This is a genomic window from Sphingomonas sp., from assembly GCF_036269755.1.
In the GTDB taxonomy this organism is placed as follows: Bacteria; Pseudomonadota; Alphaproteobacteria; order Sphingomonadales; family Sphingomonadaceae; genus Sphingomonas.
Window position 1 is genome coordinate 1 of record NZ_DATBDV010000013.1, and the last position, 16,746, is coordinate 16,746.

Sequence of the window (16,746 nt, forward strand, 5' to 3'; positions counted from 1 at the left end):
GACCCTGCGCGATACGTGCGTGGAGCGCATTCCGACGCTTGCGGTCGAACTCTCGCGGGCCACGAAAAAGCCCGCCAGGTCACTGACCAAGCGGGCTTTTAATGGTGGGCGTGGCAAGGATTGAACTTGCGACCCCTGCGATGTCAACACAGTGCTCTACCACTGAGCTACACGCCCACGAGGGAGCGGCCTCTAGCGAAGCGCTGCCTAAGCTACAACCCCCCGCTGGCGGTTTCCGATTCGAACAGGCGATCGACTTCGAGCACGAGGTCGCGGAGGTGGAACGGCTTCGACAGCACGCGCGCTTGCGGCATTTGCTTGCCCGCGCGCAGCGTCACCGCGGCGAACCCGGTGATGAACATCACGCGCGTCGCGGGCGCGATCTCGGCGACCTTTTGCGCGAGCTCGATTCCGTCCATTTCGGGCATGACGATGTCGGTCAGCAGCAGGTCGAACCGCTCGGCCTCGATCAGTGGCAACGCCGCGGTGCCGCGGTCGACCGCGGTGACGGCATAGCCCGACCGTTCGAGCGCGCGGGTCAGATACTCGCGCATCACCGAATCGTCTTCGGCCAAGAGAATTCTGATCATCGCCGCCCCGCTTGCGTGTTGTGCCCCTTTTATGCGCCAAGGGCTTAACATTTTCCAGCGCCGGCTGGGTTTTCGAGGTGCCGGCCCGCTTGCCCGCGCGAGCGGACAAAAAGCCCCGATTGCCGCGTCCCATCGCGGCGCATAGAGTGCCGTCATGGCCGCATCGTTCGACCGTATCGGAGCCGTTCCGCCGCTCAGCCCGGTGATCGTGTCGGTGCCGCACGCGGGCCGCGACTACCCGCTGCCGTTGCGCGCCGCCGCCGCAGTGCCGGTCGCCTCGATGCTGGCGCTCGAAGATCGCCATGCCGACACGCTGGCGCTCGCCGCGCGCGGCGACGAAACATTGTTCGTCCAGCGATTGGCGCGCGCGTGGATCGACCTCAACCGCGCCGAGGACGAACGCGATCCGCTGATCGACGACGGCGCGCGGCCGATCCCGGCGGGGGCAGCCGCGATCAAGCTCAGGAGCGGGCTCGGACTCGTCCCGCGCCGCGCCGCGCCGGGCGTGACGTTGTGGCGCCGCCGGCTTGGCGACGACGAAGTGCGCGCGCGGATCGCCGCCGATCATCGGCCCTATCACGCCGCGCTGGACGAAGCGCTGGCCGCGGCGCGCGATCGCTTCGGCGTGGCGCTGCTGATCGATCTGCATTCGATGCCGCCGCTGCCCGGCGCGAGCTCGGCGCGAATCGTGATCGGTGACCGGTTCGGGCACAGCGCCGGCGGGCGACTGGTCTACCGGCTCGAAGCGGAAGTCGCCGCCGCTGGCCAGCGCGCGGCGCTCAACGCGCCCTATCCGGGCGGGCATATCCTGATGCGGCATGGTCGCCCCGAGCGAGGCGTGCACGCGATCCAGATCGAGATCGATCGCCGGCTTTACCTGGACTCATCGCTCAACGCGCCAGGCAAGGGGCTTGCCGCCACCGCGAAGTTGCTGCGCCGGATGATCGACGCTGCGACCGAGGAACTGCTCGGCGCAAGCGAAGCGCTCGCCGCGGAATAATGCTGGAGCACGGTTCCGGCCCGCTCCCCCACCCGGCCTTCCATAGAATATCCTGATCGGGAGGTCGGGTGGGGGAGCGGGCCGGAACCGCCGTGTTTCGGCTGCGCCGAAACACCAACCCGACCCATAAAAAACCGCCCCGGTGTTACCCGAGGCGGCCTAGGTTCAGGGAGGAGGCGCACCCGAAGGTGCGCCGCACGACCTCGCGAAAGGGGGGAACGCGAAGCCGTGCAGGAATTAGCTAAGAACGCGGGAATCCGGTTTCAAGGGGGCGGATTGCGCTGAAAATTCGCTTTTGCGAGCGACCGCGAAGCAATCCAGACGGCTCGCGAAACCTGGATTGCTTCGCGCTCGCAATGGCGACGTTATTCGGCCAGCTGCGGCGCCTGTGGGGCCGGCATCAATCCAAGCTGGACCTGGCGCGCGAAGATCTCGCGCATCACCTGCAACGAGAACAGGTGCGCGTAGATCAGCGGGAGCAGCCCCGACTGGGTGATCTTGCGCAGCTGATCCCCGCGCAGCGCGGTAAGCTTTTCCTCGTTGATCATCTGGAAGCCCGAATAGAGGAACGGCTTGTCGGATTCCTCAGGTTGGATCGTGACCTCGCCGTCCATCAGCAGGTCGAGTTCCCGAAGCTCGTTCATGAACGCCGCGGTGCGTGCGCCGGCCTCCTCGAACTGCTTCGAAAACTCCAGGATGTTCTTGACCACGTCGGTCGCCTCGCCGTCCTTGAACAGCGGCTCGCCGTCGTCGAAATCGCCGATCGTCGGCGAGGTCGGGTCGAAGCACAAAGTCAGCTCTTCCGCTTCGGGCTGAAGCTTGGCGAGCAGATACGGATAGCGGCGCACGTAGGCGGGAATATAGGTGTACGAATCGCGCAACAGGCCATTCTCGTCGATGAAGACGTTGATGCCCTCGTTCAGCCCCATCAGCGCGAGCGGCACCGCGTCGTCACCCTGCGAAAAGATGATCGGCATGTGGCGCTGCGCCATCGCGAACTCGTCGATCGTCAGCGGGATCGCGTGCTGGTTGGCCAGGAACGTGGCGCCGGTCGCGGGGCGAACCTTGAAATTGGCATGGGCATCGCTCGAAAGCGGCTCGAGCGTATTGTAGAACAACGGAAGCGACTGCGGCGCGCTGGCCATTACTTGAACTCCATCGAATCTCGTGAATGCGGAGCATCACGCTCCCCCTGAAGGCGTGCGCCTTATGGCCTGGAGGCGTTCGGCGCAAGCGTCACAAGCTTGCCCGGGTTCATCAGTTCGTGCGGATCGAACGCACGCTTGATCGCACGCAGCGCGGCCTGCCGGCCCGGCGGCGACAGGCGTTCGAGCTCGGCGAGCTTCATCTGTCCGATGCCGTGCTCGGCGGAAATCGAGCCCGCAGCTGCAACGACGAGGTCATAGACCATGTGGCTCGCCGGCTCGCCGACTTCGGTGCGCCAGCGCTCCGCATCCACCCCGGCGGGCGCGTTGACGTGGAAATGGACGTTGCCGTCGCCGAGATGCCCGAACGCTGAGCAGTGCACGCCCGGAAATGCCGCTTCGACCCTCGCGCTGGCGTCCATCATGAATTGCGGCATCGCATCGACCGGCACTGAGATGTCGTGCGCCATCGTCGGCCCCTCGGCGCGTTCCGCTTCGGAAATAGAATCGCGCAGCCGCCAGAAGGCCTCGGCCTGGGCTTCGCTCGCCGCGACGATGGCGTCTTCGGCCAGCCCCTCGCCAAGCGCCGCCGCCATCAACGTTTCGAGCGACTCCCTCGCGCTATCGGGGGCGGGCCCAACGTAATCGACCAGCACCAGCCAGCGATGCTGCCCGCCAAGCGGCGCGCGCGTGCCGGGGATGTGCTTGAGGACGAGGTCGAGCGTGTCCTGAGCGACCAATTCGAAGCTCTCGATCGCTTGGCCGGAGCGCGCCTCCATCGCGCGCAACAGGTGGAGCGCCGCCGCGGGCGAATCGACGCCAAGCCACCCCGTCGCGCGGTCGGCGATGGCAGGCACCAGCCGCAACGTCGCTGCGGTAACCACGCCCAGCGTTCCTTCAGCCCCGACCAACAGATGGTCGAGGTCGTAGCCGCGATTGTCCTTCTTGAGCGCCGCGAGTCCATCATGCAGCGAGCCGTCGGGCAGCACCGCCTCGATTCCGGCGACCAGCGACCGCATCGTCCCGAAGCGCAGCACTTGCGTGCCTCCCGCGTTGGTCGACACCAATCCGCCGATCGTCGCGCTACCGCGCGCGCCGAGCGTCAGCGGAAAGCGCCGCCCCGCCGCTTCCGCCGCCTCGTGCAAATGCTGGAGGATCACCCCCGCCTCGGCCACCGCCAGCCCGGCCTCGGCGTCGAGCGAGCGAATCCGATTCATCCGCCGCAGCGACAGGATCAGCGCCGATCCGTCGGGGGGTGGGATCGCGCCGCCGACCATAGAGGTGTTGCCGCCTTGCGGCACCAGCGCGACACCAAGCTCGTGCGCGCGCCCGACGGCGAATTGCACCCCTTCGGTGGCGTCAGGCGTCAGGATTGCCGGCGACGCCCCATGAAACCGCCCGCGCCAGTCGTTCAGCCACGGTGCAATGTCCGACGCTTCGGTGATCGCCGCCTTGTCCCCAAGTTCGGCACGCACGGCCTCGATCAGCGCGGTCTGGGCGGGAGTCGTCATGCCCGCCGCGCTAGCATGGCTGGCCAATTCATTCGACGTTCAATATCTCGCGCTACCAAGACCCGCTTCATGCCGCACCCATCCGCCATTGCCCTGATGCTGCTCGCGTCCGCTACCGCGGCGAGCGCGCCCGTGCCGGCAGCGCCGGTCGATCGCATCGAGCTGGCGCAAGTGACCGTGACGGGACGGATCATCATCCGCGTTCCCTCGTCGCGCGCCGATGCCGCCGCAGCCGATCTCGCCACGGTGTCGCCCCCACTACGCTGGGCCGAGAAGAAAGGACCCAAGTGCATCGTCGCGAACCAGCTCGCCGGGGCGATCGTCAACGATACCGATTCGGTCGACCTGGTGCTCAAGGGCGGCGCCCGCGTGCGCGCGCAGCTCGACGACGATTGCGCCGCGCTGGGCTATTATGGCGGCTTCTACCTCAAGCCCTCGGCCGACGGCCAGGTCTGCGCCAAGCGCGACGCGATCCGCACGCGGTCGGGCGACAGCTGCCCGATCGGCCGTTTCCGGCGGTTGGTGGCCAAGCCGGGAAAAGCCCGCAAACCTTGACATTTCGTCGCTGATCGGCAAGCGCGCGACACTATGCGCGGCGATTTGGGCGTGCATTTTTCCCGGATGTCCGAATGCCCTTTGCCGATCTCGGCCTCTCCGATGAATTGCTCCGCGCCGTCGAGGAGTCGGGCTATACCGAGCCGACGCCGATCCAGGTCGCGACGATCCCGTCGGTCTTGATGATGCGCGACATCATCGGCGTCGCGCAAACGGGGACGGGCAAGACCGCCGCGTTCGTGCTGCCGATGATTGACGTGCTCGGCCACGGCCGCAGCCGCGCGCGGATGCCGCGCAGCCTGATCCTCGAGCCGACCCGCGAGCTCGCCGCGCAGGTGGCGGAGAATTTCGAGAAATACGGCAAGTATCACAAGCTCTCGATGGCGCTGCTGATCGGCGGCGTTCAGATGGGCGACCAGGTCAAGGCGCTCGAAAGGGGCGTCGACGTGCTGATCGCGACGCCGGGCCGGCTGATGGATCTGTTCGAACGCGGCAAGATCCTGCTCACGCAGTGCAATTTGCTCGTCATCGACGAAGCCGACCGCATGCTCGACATGGGGTTCATCCCCGATATCGAGACGATCTGCACCAAGCTGCCCGCCAACCGCCAGACGCTTCTGTTCTCCGCGACGATGCCGCCGCCGATCAAGAAGTTGGCGGACAAGTTCCTGTCGAACCCCAAGACGATCGAAGTCGCGCGGCCGGCCACCGCCAATATCAACATCAAGCAATGGCTGGTGCCGGTGTCGGCGTCGAAGAAGCGAGACAAGCTCGCCGAGCTGCTGCGGCACGAGGACGTCAAGACCGCGATCATCTTCGCCAACCGCAAGACCACGGTGCGCGACCTCAACAAGGCGCTGCAGCGCCAGGGCTTCCATTCGGGCGAGATCCATGGCGACATGGAGCAATCGCAGCGCATCGCCGAGCTCGACCGCTTCAAGGCCGGCGACATCAACATCCTGGTGGCGTCCGACGTTGCCGCACGTGGTCTCGACATCAAGGGCGTCAGCCACGTCTTCAACTTCGACGCGCCGTGGCACCCAGACGATTACATTCACCGCATCGGCCGCACCGGCCGCGCGGGCGCGACCGGCGTCGCGTTCACGCTGGTGACCGGCGAAGATGCCGAAAACGTCCAGAACATCGAGAAGCTGACCGGCCTCAAGATCGAGCGCTACGAAGGCGCCACCGACGAGCCCGCCGAGCGTTCGGCGCGCGGCCGCAGACCGGCGGCGAAGGCGAAGCCGGCGCGCGCCGAAGCTGCGGCCGAGGAGCGTCCCGCGCGAGCCCCCCGTGCCGAGCGCGCGCCGCGCGAAGACCGATCAGTTCGTGAGGAGCGCCCCGCCCGCGAGGACCAGCCCGCCCCCGAGCCACGTCCTCCCCGCGAAGCGCGGGCGCCACGTCCCGAACGCTCCCCCCGCCCACGCCGCGACGAGCATGACGACCGCCCCGACGCAGTTGATGATGGCGGCTGGAATGGCCCGCTCCCCGACTTCCTGAGCGCCAAACTCACCACCGACTGATCTTCGCGGTGTCGCTGCCCGATTTCATCACCATCGTGCCGGCGCAGGCGATCGCCAGTCCGTGCGTCAACGTCTGCCGTATTGGCGCCGACCGCCATTGCGAAGGCTGCCGCCGATCGCTCGACGAAATCGCGCGCTGGACGAGCATGACCGCGGCCGAGCGCGACTCGGTGATGGCGGAATTGCCGAAGCGCTAGCGATTCGCCTGCCCGGCGGTCAGGCGATCTGGTTGGTTTCGGCCAATTCGTTGTCGAGCGTCCACGCGCGCTTGAGCGCCTCGCGCTCGCCGAGCCGCTCGCTATACGCAGAGAATGCGTCGCGCTTGGGTATCGTCCCGAACTGAAGCCCCCACATCACCTGCGAGCCGATATAGACGTCCGCCATCGTGAACGCGTCGCCGCACACATACGGCGTGTTGGCGATCGCGCCTTCGAGCACGTCGATCGCCTGGTCGTAATTGCCATAGCCGAACATGCGGCCCTGCTCCGGCGAGGGTGTGAAGCCCGCATTCTTGTTGGTCACCGCATGCTCAACCGGCCCCGCCGCGAAGAACAGCCAGCGATAATAGTCCGCGCGGTCGGTAGGCGCAGGCGCGAGCCCGGCGTCGGGAAACGCATCGGCGAGGTAGGCGCAAATCGCCGCGCACTCGGTCACCACCTTGCCGTTGTGCGAAATCGCCGGGACCTTGCCCATCGGATTGACCGCGAGATACTCGTCCGACTTCATGCTGTCGGCATAGTTCATCACGCGGACTTCATAGTTCGCGCCGGCTTCCTCAAGCGCCCAGCGCACGATCCGGCCGCGCGATTGCGGGTTGGTGTAGAAGATCAGGTCGCTCATCGATTCTCTCCTGCGAACAAGGGGCAGCTACAGCGCCGCCTGAAACAGTGCCAGCATCCGCCCCCACGCTTTTTCCGCCTGCGCCGCGTCATAGACCTTGCTGTCGGGCGGGCACCAGCCGTGCATCGTCCCGGCATAGACCTCGATCTCGGCGGGCCGCTTGGCGACGGCGAAGGCGGTCTTGAGCACATCCTTGTCGGTCGGCGAGCGTGCGTCGTCACTCGCGGCGATCGCGATCAGGTACGACGCCTTCATCTTTGGCACCAGCAGATGCGGGCTGTCGGGCTTGTCGCTGACGAGGCCGCCACCGTGGAACGTCGCCCCCGCACGGATGCGCTTCGGGTTGATCGCCGCGGTGCGGAACACCATCGGCCCGCCCATGCAATATCCGGTGGTCGCCATGCCGCGCTTGGCGTCGACCTCGGGCTGAGCGTCAACGAAGGCGGTGAACGCCATCGCGTCGCGAAACTCGGTGTCGGCGGTCAGCAGCTTGGTCCACGGCATGATCCGCGCGCGCACCTCGGGCTGGTCGAACGATTCGCGGGGGCTGAGGAACGGCGCCTTGGTCGAGCGGTAGAACTGGTTGACCACTAGCACCGCATAGCCCGACCGCGCGAGCCGGTCGGCCATCTGCCGGAATGCGGCACGCAACCCCATGATGTCGGGCCAGATCAGCACGCCGGGATGCTTGCCGCTGGTCGGCGCGACGAAATAGGCGTCGCACGTCCCGTCCGGCGTGGTGATCGCAACGTCGCGGCCCTCGATCTCGGCGGCGTTGGCAGGAACCGGGATCATCGCCATCAGCCCCGCGACCCCCGCCAGCGCCCCGAACTGCCGCCGCGAGGGGTGAACGCTGGCGAGGAAGCGATCATTGTCGGACGCGGTATGTTCGTCGCACATTGCTCGCTCTCCTGTGAGTCGCGCGTTGCGGGTCTGCGCGAACCTAGAGGCGATCGGCCGGTGGGGAAAGCGGGACGAGACTGCCGCCCAATCACTCAGCGTCGAATGGGTGCAAGCCTACGGCCGGAACCGTGCTATGTAGCGACATCACCTGATCGATTCCGCAGGCATCTCGTGACCGTCAGCGTCTTTGTGCTTTCGCCTGCAGACGAGGTGTGGCCCATGGATACCAATTATCTTTTGAAACGCGAGCAGGTTTCGCTGATGATGGCCCGCGACGCGGCCTGTGCCTGCTCGCGCCGCGCGCATGCGGGGCTCGCGCGCGGATACGGGGACAGGCTCGCGGCGGGCCCCTCTCCCCATCGTCGCTTCGATCTGGTCGTGGTCAATGATCCCGGCCCGAGCGAACCCCCAACCGCGGACGTGCCGACGCATGAGTAGCCGGCCCGAACGCCAACTGAGCACGGTCGAACGCGCCTACGAGCTGGCGCGCTCCGGCCGATGCGAAACGATGGAAGACATCCGACGCGCGTTGATTGCCGAGCGCCACGATTCGATCCAGGCGCATCTCGCCGGACCGTCAATCCGACGCCAGTTGCTGGCGTTGTGCAAGGCGGCCAAGGTGTTGGATACCGATGCCCCGAGCGGGCAGGATTGAGCCCAGACTAGAACTATCGCTCGCGGCGCTTATCCGACTAGCCCCCGCCAGCGCCAAATCCCATCCGCCCCCGTCTCGCGTACCGCCCGGCCCTCAACCTCGAGCCGCCGCAGGTGGGCCATCGCTTCGCCGGTCGCCATGCCGAGCATGTCCTGACCGATCGCGCGGCGGAACAGGCGGCCGAAGCAATCGGTCACGCGGCGCGGCTCTTCGCGGACGAACGCCTCCAGTTCGTCGAGCCGTTCGCGATGCTCGCGGTCCATCGCGTCGAGCCGCGTGTGCAACCCCGTGAACGGGTCGCCATGCCCCGGCAGCACCAGCACATCGGCCGGCACTTCACGCTTGAGCTTGGCGATCGACGCGAACCATTCGCCCAGCGGATCGGCGGCGGGCTCGGTGATCCCGACCGAGACGTTGGGGCTGATCCTCGGCAGCACCTGGTCGCCAGTAACGAACACGCCGTTCGCGTCGTCGAGCAGGCAGGCATGTTCCGGGCTGTGCCCCGACCCCACGATCACGCGCCAGTCGCGTCCGCCGATCGCGATGCTCTCACCATCAACCATCCGGCGGTACGACATCGGCATCGGCCGCACGATCCGTCCGAAATTGGCCCAGCCGTGTTGCGCCGCGATCGCAATCTGCTCGTCGGACCAGCCGGCGGCGTGGCGATAGGCGCTCACCTCCCGCGGCGTCTCGGCGCGGGCATCGGCGACCAGCATCTGCGCGGTCAGCCACTCGCCGCGAGTCATCCACAACGGCGCGGCGTGATGGTCGCACATCCAGCCGGCGAGCCCGATATGGTCGGGGTGGAAATGCGTGCCGATCATCCGAGTCACGCGCGTGCCGGCGAGCGGCCCGCGGAACACCGCCTTCCAAGCGTCGCGAGTCTCGGTGCGGTTCATGCCCGCGTCGATTAGAGAAACACCGCCATCGTCATCGAGCAGCCAGCAATTGACGTGCTTGAGCGGCCCCGGAACCTTCAACCGCACCCAGCGCACCCCCGGCGCGACCGCCATCACCTCGCCCTCGCCGGGCTCGGCGCCGCCGAACGGATAGGTCAGGCCTTTGTGGCTGGTCGGAACGAAGCTCTCATCCGCGACGAACGCGGCATCGGTACGGGCGGTGGCCATCCGGTTTCGGGTAGCAACGGAATTAACGCGGGGATAGTGGGAGGGATCTAAGGTGTGACCCCGAAATCGGCGAATTCGGCGGTAACGCCGCGATACGCGCCGACCGCCGCGTCAATGTCCTTGCGACCGGCTGCATCACCGAGACGAAGCCGCGCCACACCTCGGCCAAACACTGCTTGCACCATGGAATGCGTTCCAAGTTCTTTTCGCGTGCTCAGAGCCTCGTCAAAGTCGTCGACTGCCTGCCGGAACTTTCCCAATTGCAGCTCCGCGAAACCGCGGTTTACCAAAGCATAGCCTGGGCGACCGTTGTCGACTGCGGCGTCGCAATAAGGCATCGCGTGTTCGATATCGAAACCGTAAGCGGCGCGCGCAAAACAGGACATGTTGGCGAGCGTCCTGTCTTCGGGATGCGCTATTACATTGGCATCGGCGAGGGCGAGCATCGGCCCCGGATTGCCAGCGGCGGCCTCTACGTCCGCGCTCCGCGCACGTGCCGCATCCGCCTTGTCGGGATTCTTCACGGCGACTTCGCGATAGGCTGCTTCGATACGATTCTTGGCCGCCGGGTCAGCGACCTGTCGTTTGAGCGCGCGCCACGGCAGTGCACATGCGGCATTCGTCTGCTTGATCGATGCGATCATCTCGTCAACGCTCGTGTCGTCGCCCCGGGGAAACGTACATTTGACGGCCGATTGCGCAGGTGCGGCAATCCAGAAGGACGCGGCGGCCGAAGCACCGAACAGCAGGCATGCGCGAGCTACGAGTTTCATGAGGATTCTCCTGTCCGGCCTTGGGGACGCTAACAAGGCCGAACGATGAACACCATGGGAGAATGGACTGGTAATGTTGGATTTCACTTGGCACGGTTCCGACACTCTTTGACATGGTGAGTCGGCGGCGACCTGTGGCTCTTTGGAATGCCGCAATCCCTGCGCGTGCGCGGCCGTGGGCATACACATGGCAGTGCGAATTTTTGTGAACGTTCGGTCGCACGGATCGATACCCGTCGGGATCGTGTCGGTGCGGCGCCGGCCGGGACTTCGATGCGGCGCGGATAGTGTGACCCTGGTGTGACCTTTCGGCACCGCCGACGGCAAAGCCGTCGGCCGAATCGAGCCGGATCGGCTCTCGTCCGCCGGCCGGCCTTGGCGCTCGCGCTGTCGCGCGACCGGCGCGGGCGTCGCCGGCCCTTCGCCTCAGCTCTTGAAAAGAGTCTCCGCGGTGTGCTCGACCGGCCCGGCTTCCTCGCCGTTCGCCGCCGCCTCGGCGTCGCGCGCGGCTTGTTCGCGTTCGGCGCGGAGCTGTTCGATCAGCGCCTCGCGGTCGCCGTCGAGCCTGGTGTCGACCACCGGCTCGAGTCCCGCCGCCTTCGCCGCCTTGGCCACCGCGGCGTCGAGCTCGCGTTGCGTCGTCAGGCCCAACGTCACCGGGTCCTTGGGCGTGATGTTGGCGATGTTCCAGTGGCTGCGGTCGCGGATCGCTGCGATCGTCGTGCGCGTCGTGCCGATCAGCAGGCTGATCTGGCCGTCGGTGATCTCGGGATGGTTGCGGATGATCCAGGCGATGCCGTCGGGCTTGTCCTGCCGCTTGGAGACGGGCGTGTAGCGCGGGCCCTTGGTGCGGCGGATCTGGTCCGGGCCCTTCGACATCTGGAGCACGTAGTTGGGATCGGCCTGCCCCTTGTCGATCTCTTCCTGGGTCAGCTCGTGCGCGCGCACCGGGTCGCGCCCGGTCAGCTTGGTCGCCGCGGTGTCGTCGGCGATCGCCTGGATCTCGAGGATGTGGAGGCCACAGAACTCGGCGATCTGCTCGAAGCTGAGCGCGGTATTGTCGACCAGCCAGGAAGCGGTCGCGTGCGGCATGAGCGGCTGGGCCACGATGAAAAACTCCGTCAGAAATGAATAGGGCCGCCCCTTGCGGAGCGGCCGTGTCGTGACGCGGTTTACCGCCAACGGCGGCGCGGGGCAAGGGTTACGCGGCGGCCTCGTCTTGCGGCGGGACCAGGGCGTCGAGGAACTGGCGCGCGCTCGCGGCCCAGGTGAAGGTGCGGCCGTAGGCGGCGCACGCGGCGCGGTCGCGAGTGAGCGCTTCGGCGATCGCTGTGTCGAGGTCGTCGGCCATCGCCCCGGTTTCGGCGGTCAGCACGTCGACCGGGCCGGTGACCGGATAGGCGGCAACCGGCGTGCCGCTCGCCAGCGCCTCGATCATCACCAGCCCGAAGGTGTCGGTCCGGCTGGGGAAGACGAATACGTCGGCGGCCGCATAAGCGGCGGCGAGATCGGCGCCGAACTTCGGACCGAGGAAATGGACCTGCGGGAACTTGGTGCGAAGCGAGGCGAGCCCGGGACCGCCACCGACCACGACCTTGCTGCCGGGGTGCGTCGCGGTCAGGAACGCCTCGATATTCTTCTCGACCGCGACGCGTCCGACATAGAGCTGGACCGGGCCCGGCAACGCCCGGATCGCAGGATCGGGCGTCGCACCGGCGAAAGTCGCGAGGTCGACGCCGCGGCTCCAATGCCGCAGCCGGATGAGCCCATGCGCACGCAGCGTTTCGGCGATCGACGGAGTCGCGGCAAGGATGGCCTGGGCCGGGCGGTGAAACCACTTGATGTAGCGCCACACCCATTCGGGGTTCACGCTGGTCCGCGCCGCGATATAGTCCGGAAATTGCGTGTGATACGCGGTGGTGAACGGAAAATCGCGCTGCAGGCACCAGCGCCGCGCGGCGAGGCACAGCGGCCCTTCGGTCGCGAGGTGGATGGCGTTCGGCCCGAAATCCTCGAGCATTTGCCCCACCCTTCGAACCGAAGCGAAGGCAAGGCGGATCTCGGGATAGGTCGGGCACGGCAGAGTCCGGAACTGGTCCGGGGAGATGACCAGCACCGGATGCCCCATCTTCTCCAGCTCGGCGATCGTCGCCTGGAGCGTGCGGACGACGCCGTTGACCTGCGGCAGCCAGGCATCGGTGACGATCGCGACCCGGGCGCCGTCGAGTTCGGTGACGTCGCGTAGCGGTCGAGCGTTGGTCGGCTTGCTTCGTCGCGCCATCGCCGCCGCTATAGCGCGTCGCGTCCGCGGCGTCAGTCGGTGATCGCGATATGCTCGGGCAATGCGGCGACTCGCGCCAGCCACGCCTCGACCGCTGGATAACGATGCAGCTCGAACCCGCCGCCCTCGGCGACGTGCGTGTACGCATAGAGCGCGATGTCGGCGAGGCTGAAGCGGCCGCCGGCGAAGAACGGCGTCTGGCTCAGATGTTCGTCCATCAGCGTCAGCGCCGCTTCGCCCGCGGCGCGCTTGGGTTCGATCTGGACGCGCTGCGCCTCGGTCAAGTTCGCCTCGCCGAGCCAGCCGTACCAGAAGCGCAACGTCGCGATGTTGGGCTCGTGGTTATACTGCTCCCAGAACATCCAGCGCAGCATGTCGGCGCGGTCGAACCGGTCGGTAGGGATCAGGTCGGACCCGTCGGCGAGGTAGAAGCACGCCGCGTTGCTCTCGGGCAGATAGTCGTCACCGACCTGAAGCACCGGGATGCGGCCATTGGCGTTGACGCCCGACAGGAAGGCAGGCGAGCGAGTCTCCCCGGCCATAATGTCGTACTCGCGCCGCTCGATCACGGTTCCGAGATGCGCGGCCGTGAGCCGGATCTTGTAGCAATTCCCCGATGCAGCATATTCATGAAGGATCAAGTTGGCCACGCTTCACTCCATCGTCAGCACGATCTTGCCGACATGGTCCCCCGCTTCCATCCGCCGGTGCGCGTCGGGCGCCTGGTCGAGCGAGAAGGTGCGGTCGATCACCGGCTTCAATTTGCCGGCGGCGACGTGCGGCCAGACGGTTTGCGCAATTTCATCGGCGACCGCGCTCTTGAACGCGACCGATCGCGGACGAAGCGTCGATCCCGTCAACGTCAGCCGACGGCGCATGATCTCGAAGATCGGGATCGTCGCCTCGCCGCCACGCTGGACCGCGATAGAGACGTGGCGACCCTCCTCGCACAGGCACTGCATATTGCGCGGGACGTAATCGCCGCCGACCATGTCGAGCACCACCGCAACGCCTTGGCCGCCTGTCATAGCCTTTACCTCGGCGACGAAGTCCTGCGTCTTGTAGTTGATCGCATGATCCGCGCCGATTTCGCGGGCGGCGGCGCACTTGTCGTCCGATCCGGCGGTTACGATCACCGTCACGGCGAACAGCTTGCACAGCCCGATCGCCATCGTGCCGATCCCCGACGTGCCGCCATGCACCAGCACGGTGTCGCCCTCCGCCGCGTAGCCGCGCTCGAACAGGTTGGTCCACACGGTGAACAGGGTCTCGGGCATCGCCGCCGCTTCGACCATGGTCAGCGCCTCCGGCACCGGCAGGCACTGGCCGTAAGGCGCGGCCGCATAGTCGGCATAGCCGCCGCCGGCGATCAGCGCGCAGACCGGCTGGCCGACCAGATCGCGCTCGACGCCATCGCCCGTGGCGACGATCGTCCCCGCCACTTCGAGCCCGAGGATCGACGGCGCGCCGGGCGGCGGCGGATAGGTGCCCATTCGCTGGAGGATTTCGGGGCGGTTGATGCCCGCCGCCGCGACCTTGATCAGTACCTCGCCGTCGCCGGGCACGGGCACCGGCCGCTCGACGATTTGCAGCACGTCGGGGCCGCCGGGCGTTTCGGGATCGATCGCCCGCATCATGCTCGGAATCGTGGGCGCCATCGCATCGTTATTGACATGGGACTCGCCCCGGTCAACGCTGGCAACCATGGATTCCGACGAGAATCTGCCGCGGCCCAACGAACCGCTCGCGCTCCTGGTCAAACAGGACCTCGATCCGCTGTCGGTGGCCGAGCTCGACGCGCGCATCGCCGCGCTGGAGGGCGAAATTGCGCGCGTTAATCAACATAAACAACGCGCCGTTAACCATCGGGCAATCGCCGACGAGTTATTCAAGCGATGAGCGCGAACCGCATCCTCGCGCCGGCAAATTGCCGACAGGATGATGCGGACATCGGCCAGCGCTTGATGCGGGGCCCTCCCATCCCGACATTGGGAAAAAGGGCCGCGCGTTCCTGCGGCCCGTTAGGAGTAACATTGTAATGCCGAGTTTCGCCTCCGCGCTCGAGACCACGCTTCACAAAGCGCTCGAAGCCGCATCGTCACGCCGCCACGAATATGCCACGCTCGAGCATCTGCTGCTCGCGCTCGTCGACGATGAGCATGCGTCGAAGGTGATGGCGGCGTGCGGGGTCGAGCTCGACGATCTGCGGTCGACCGTCGCCAATTATCTCGACACCGAGCTCGATGCATTGAAGGTCGACAAGGCCACCGATCCGTCGCCCACGTCCGGTTTCCAGCGCGTCGTCCAGCGGGCGATCCTTCACGTCCAGTCCTCGGGCCGCGACGAAGTGACCGGCGCCAACGTGCTCGTCGCGCTGTTCAGCGAGCGCGAGAGCTACGCGGTGTATTTCCTCCAGCAGCAGGACATGAGCCGGCTCGACGCGGTGAGCTACATCTCGCACGGGGTCGGCAAGGGCGGCGCGCCGACCGAAAGCAGCGCGCCCAAGGGTGCGAGCGACGAGGAAAAGCCCGCCAAGTCCGACAAGGGCAAGGGCGAGAGCGCGCTCAAGCAGTTCACCGTCGACCTCAACGAAAAGGCCAAGATCGGCAAGGTCGATCCGCTGATCGGCCGCATGGCGGAGGTCGACCGCACGGTGCAGATCCTGTGCCGCCGCTCGAAAAACAATCCGCTCTATGTGGGTGATCCCGGGGTCGGCAAGACCGCGATCGCCGAAGGCCTCGCGCGCAAGATCGTCGAGGGCGACGTGCCCGACGTACTCAAGCCCGCGGTGATCTACTCGCTCGACATGGGCGCGTTGCTCGCCGGCACGCGCTATCGCGGCGATTTCGAGGAACGGCTCAAGGCGGTCGTCAACGAACTCGAAAAGCTGCCTGACGCGATCCTGTTCATCGACGAGATCCACACCGTGATCGGCGCCGGCGCGACCAGCGGCGGCGCGATGGACGCGTCGAACCTGCTCAAGCCCGCGCTGTCGGGCGGGACGATCCGCTGCATCGGCTCGACCACCTACAAGGAGTTCCGCAACCATTTCGAGAAGGACCGGGCCTTGCTCCGGCGCTTCCAGAAGATCGACGTCAACGAGCCGACGGTCGAGGATACGGTGAAGATCCTGGCGGGCTTGCGCTCCGCCTTCGAGGAGCATCACCACGTCAAATACACGCCCGATGCGATCAAGGCGGCGGTCGAGCTTTCGGCGCGCTACATCAACGACCGCAAGCTGCCGGACAAGGCGATCGACGTGATCGACGAGGTCGGCGCGATGCAGATGCTGGTGCCGCCCAACAAGCGCAAGAAGACGATCACCACCAGGGAGATCGAGAACGTCATCTCGACCATGGCGCGGATCCCGGCGAAGAGCGTCTCGGCCGACGACAAGAAGACCCTGGAGCATCTCGACCGCGACCTGAAGCGGGTCGTCTTCGGCCAGGATGCGGCGATCTCGATCCTCTCCTCGGCGATCAAATTGAGCCGGGCAGGGCTGCGCGATCCCGACAAGCCGATCGGCAATTACCTCTTCTCCGGCCCGACCGGCGTCGGCAAGACCGAGGTGGCGCGCCAGCTCGCCTCGATCATGGGCATCCCCCTGCAGCGTTTCGACATGTCCGAATATATGGAGCGCCACTCGGTCTCGCGGCTGATCGGCGCGCCGCCGGGCTATGTCGGCTACGACCAGGGCGGCCTCCTCACCGACGCGGTCGACCAGCATCCCCATTCGGTGCTGCTGCTCGACGAAATCGAGAAGGCCCACCCGGACCTGTTCAACATTCTGTTGCAGGTGATGGACCACGGCAAACTCACCGACCACAACGGCAAGAGCGT

General features: G+C 66.5%; 19 protein-coding genes and 1 tRNA gene. 8 read left to right on the top strand and 12 right to left on the bottom strand.

Features of this window, described 5'->3' with window-relative positions; all coding sequences use genetic code 11:
* Window positions 1–102: 102 nt before the first annotated feature.
* Together VH326_RS09305 and cpdR are read right to left on the bottom strand one after the other, a co-directional pair.
* Window positions 103–177: transfer RNA gene (locus VH326_RS09305), tRNA-Val, on the bottom strand.
* A 35-nt stretch (window positions 178–212) separates the two neighbouring features.
* Complete coding sequence (gene cpdR / locus VH326_RS09310; RefSeq protein ID WP_329631543.1) at window positions 213–590, bottom strand: cell cycle two-component system response regulator CpdR; 378 nt, start codon at window positions 588–590, stop codon at window positions 213–215.
* A 154-nt stretch (window positions 591–744) separates the two neighbouring features.
* Between cpdR and VH326_RS09315 the strand changes: the two genes are divergently transcribed.
* Window positions 745–1,590 (top strand): N-formylglutamate amidohydrolase, encoded by an 846-nt coding sequence (locus VH326_RS09315; RefSeq protein ID WP_329631544.1) that lies wholly within the window; start codon window positions 745–747, stop codon window positions 1,588–1,590.
* Between the two features lie 365 nt (window positions 1,591–1,955).
* Here VH326_RS09315 and VH326_RS09320 read toward each other — a convergent pair whose 3' ends face one another.
* Both VH326_RS09320 and VH326_RS09325 read right to left on the bottom strand, forming a co-directional pair.
* Window positions 1,956–2,735 (bottom strand): SapC family protein, encoded by a 780-nt coding sequence (locus VH326_RS09320; protein WP_329631545.1) that lies wholly within the window; start codon window positions 2,733–2,735, stop codon window positions 1,956–1,958.
* 62 nt (window positions 2,736–2,797) lie between these two features.
* Window positions 2,798–4,246, bottom strand: coding sequence for an FAD-binding oxidoreductase (locus tag VH326_RS09325; RefSeq protein WP_329631546.1), 1,449 nt, complete (start codon window positions 4,244–4,246; stop codon window positions 2,798–2,800).
* Between the two features lie 69 nt (window positions 4,247–4,315).
* On the opposite strand from VH326_RS09325, the gene VH326_RS09330 reads away from it, so the two are divergent.
* The 3 genes from VH326_RS09330 (at window position 4,316) to VH326_RS09340 (ending at window position 6,521) form a co-directional block, all read left to right on the top strand.
* Complete coding sequence (locus tag VH326_RS09330) at window positions 4,316–4,801, top strand: hypothetical protein (RefSeq protein ID WP_329631547.1); 486 nt, start codon at window positions 4,316–4,318, stop codon at window positions 4,799–4,801.
* A gap of 74 nt (window positions 4,802–4,875) precedes the next feature.
* Entirely contained in the window at window positions 4,876–6,324 is a 1,449-nt protein-coding gene (locus VH326_RS09335; protein ID WP_329631548.1) for a DEAD/DEAH box helicase, read from the top strand.
* An 8-nt stretch (window positions 6,325–6,332) separates the two neighbouring features.
* Window positions 6,333–6,521, top strand: a complete 189-nt coding sequence (locus VH326_RS09340) for a DUF1289 domain-containing protein (protein WP_329631549.1) — start codon at window positions 6,333–6,335, stop codon at window positions 6,519–6,521.
* A 19-nt stretch (window positions 6,522–6,540) separates the two neighbouring features.
* Here VH326_RS09340 and VH326_RS09345 read toward each other — a convergent pair whose 3' ends face one another.
* Window positions 6,541–7,164, bottom strand: a complete 624-nt coding sequence (locus tag VH326_RS09345) for a glutathione S-transferase family protein (protein WP_329631550.1) — start codon at window positions 7,162–7,164, stop codon at window positions 6,541–6,543.
* Window positions 7,165–7,191: 27 nt separating this feature from the next.
* Window positions 7,192–8,064, bottom strand: coding sequence for a dienelactone hydrolase family protein (locus tag VH326_RS09350; RefSeq protein WP_329631551.1), 873 nt, complete (start codon window positions 8,062–8,064; stop codon window positions 7,192–7,194).
* 174 nt (window positions 8,065–8,238) lie between these two features.
* On the opposite strand from VH326_RS09350, the gene VH326_RS09355 reads away from it, so the two are divergent.
* Both VH326_RS09355 and VH326_RS09360 read left to right on the top strand, forming a co-directional pair.
* On the top strand, window positions 8,239–8,505 hold the full coding sequence (locus VH326_RS09355) for a hypothetical protein (protein ID WP_329631552.1): 267 nt from the start codon (window positions 8,239–8,241) through the stop codon (window positions 8,503–8,505).
* Window positions 8,498–8,722 carry a hypothetical protein gene (locus VH326_RS09360; RefSeq protein WP_329631553.1) on the top strand — a complete coding sequence of 75 codons (225 nt, stop codon included), beginning with the start codon at window positions 8,498–8,500 and terminating at the stop codon, window positions 8,720–8,722. The genes VH326_RS09355 and VH326_RS09360 overlap by 8 nt, the downstream gene beginning before the upstream one ends.
* Window positions 8,723–8,751: 29 nt before the next feature.
* Here the strand turns inward: VH326_RS09360 and VH326_RS09365 are convergent, their stop codons facing one another.
* From VH326_RS09365 to VH326_RS09390, 6 genes are all read right to left on the bottom strand, one after another.
* Window positions 8,752–9,852, bottom strand: coding sequence for an MBL fold metallo-hydrolase (locus tag VH326_RS09365; protein WP_329631554.1), 1,101 nt, complete (start codon window positions 9,850–9,852; stop codon window positions 8,752–8,754).
* Window positions 9,853–9,899: 47 nt separating this feature from the next.
* Entirely contained in the window at window positions 9,900–10,625 is a 726-nt protein-coding gene (locus tag VH326_RS09370) for a tetratricopeptide repeat protein (RefSeq protein WP_329631555.1), read from the bottom strand.
* 426 nt (window positions 10,626–11,051) lie between these two features.
* Entirely contained in the window at window positions 11,052–11,732 is a 681-nt protein-coding gene (locus tag VH326_RS09375; RefSeq protein WP_329631556.1) for a DUF1013 domain-containing protein, read from the bottom strand.
* Between the two features lie 94 nt (window positions 11,733–11,826).
* Window positions 11,827–12,906 (bottom strand): glycosyltransferase family 1 protein, encoded by a 1,080-nt coding sequence (locus VH326_RS09380; RefSeq protein ID WP_329631557.1) that lies wholly within the window; start codon window positions 12,904–12,906, stop codon window positions 11,827–11,829.
* 32 nt (window positions 12,907–12,938) lie between these two features.
* Window positions 12,939–13,556 carry a glutathione S-transferase family protein gene (locus VH326_RS09385; RefSeq protein WP_329631558.1) on the bottom strand — a complete coding sequence of 206 codons (618 nt, stop codon included), beginning with the start codon at window positions 13,554–13,556 and terminating at the stop codon, window positions 12,939–12,941.
* A gap of 3 nt (window positions 13,557–13,559) precedes the next feature.
* Window positions 13,560–14,564 carry an NAD(P)H-quinone oxidoreductase gene (locus VH326_RS09390; RefSeq protein WP_329631559.1) on the bottom strand — a complete coding sequence of 335 codons (1,005 nt, stop codon included), beginning with the start codon at window positions 14,562–14,564 and terminating at the stop codon, window positions 13,560–13,562.
* Window positions 14,565–14,610: 46 nt separating this feature from the next.
* On the opposite strand from VH326_RS09390, the gene VH326_RS09395 reads away from it, so the two are divergent.
* Both VH326_RS09395 and VH326_RS09400 read left to right on the top strand, forming a co-directional pair.
* Entirely contained in the window at window positions 14,611–14,805 is a 195-nt protein-coding gene (locus VH326_RS09395) for a DUF1192 domain-containing protein (protein WP_329631560.1), read from the top strand.
* A 139-nt stretch (window positions 14,806–14,944) separates the two neighbouring features.
* Window positions 14,945–16,746, top strand: a 1,802-nt coding sequence (locus VH326_RS09400; protein ID WP_329631561.1) for an AAA family ATPase, incomplete at its 3' end; no start/stop codon positions are given.

Bases quoted from the DNA above. Each gene is read 5' to 3' on its own strand.
- cpdR (WP_329631543.1), bottom strand. From the start codon at position 590: ATGATCAGAATTCTCTTGGCCGAAGACGATTCGGTGATGCGCGAGTAT.
- VH326_RS09315 (WP_329631544.1), top strand. From the start codon at position 745: ATGGCCGCATCGTTCGACCGTATCGGAGCCGTTCCGCCGCTCAGCCCG.
- VH326_RS09320 (WP_329631545.1), bottom strand. From the start codon at position 2,735: ATGGCCAGCGCGCCGCAGTCGCTTCCGTTGTTCTACAATACGCTCGAG.
- VH326_RS09325 (WP_329631546.1), bottom strand. From the start codon at position 4,246: ATGACGACTCCCGCCCAGACCGCGCTGATCGAGGCCGTGCGTGCCGAA.
- VH326_RS09330 (WP_329631547.1), top strand. From the start codon at position 4,316: ATGCCGCACCCATCCGCCATTGCCCTGATGCTGCTCGCGTCCGCTACC.
- VH326_RS09335 (WP_329631548.1), top strand. From the start codon at position 4,876: ATGCCCTTTGCCGATCTCGGCCTCTCCGATGAATTGCTCCGCGCCGTC.
- VH326_RS09345 (WP_329631550.1), bottom strand. From the start codon at position 7,164: ATGAGCGACCTGATCTTCTACACCAACCCGCAATCGCGCGGCCGGATC.
- VH326_RS09350 (WP_329631551.1), bottom strand. From the start codon at position 8,064: ATGTGCGACGAACATACCGCGTCCGACAATGATCGCTTCCTCGCCAGC.
- VH326_RS09360 (WP_329631553.1), top strand. From the start codon at position 8,498: ATGAGTAGCCGGCCCGAACGCCAACTGAGCACGGTCGAACGCGCCTAC.
- VH326_RS09365 (WP_329631554.1), bottom strand. From the start codon at position 9,852: ATGGCCACCGCCCGTACCGATGCCGCGTTCGTCGCGGATGAGAGCTTC.
- VH326_RS09370 (WP_329631555.1), bottom strand. From the start codon at position 10,625: ATGAAACTCGTAGCTCGCGCATGCCTGCTGTTCGGTGCTTCGGCCGCC.
- VH326_RS09380 (WP_329631557.1), bottom strand. From the start codon at position 12,906: ATGGCGCGACGAAGCAAGCCGACCAACGCTCGACCGCTACGCGACGTC.
- VH326_RS09390 (WP_329631559.1), bottom strand. From the start codon at position 14,564: ATGGCGCCCACGATTCCGAGCATGATGCGGGCGATCGATCCCGAAACG.
- VH326_RS09395 (WP_329631560.1), top strand. From the start codon at position 14,611: ATGGATTCCGACGAGAATCTGCCGCGGCCCAACGAACCGCTCGCGCTC.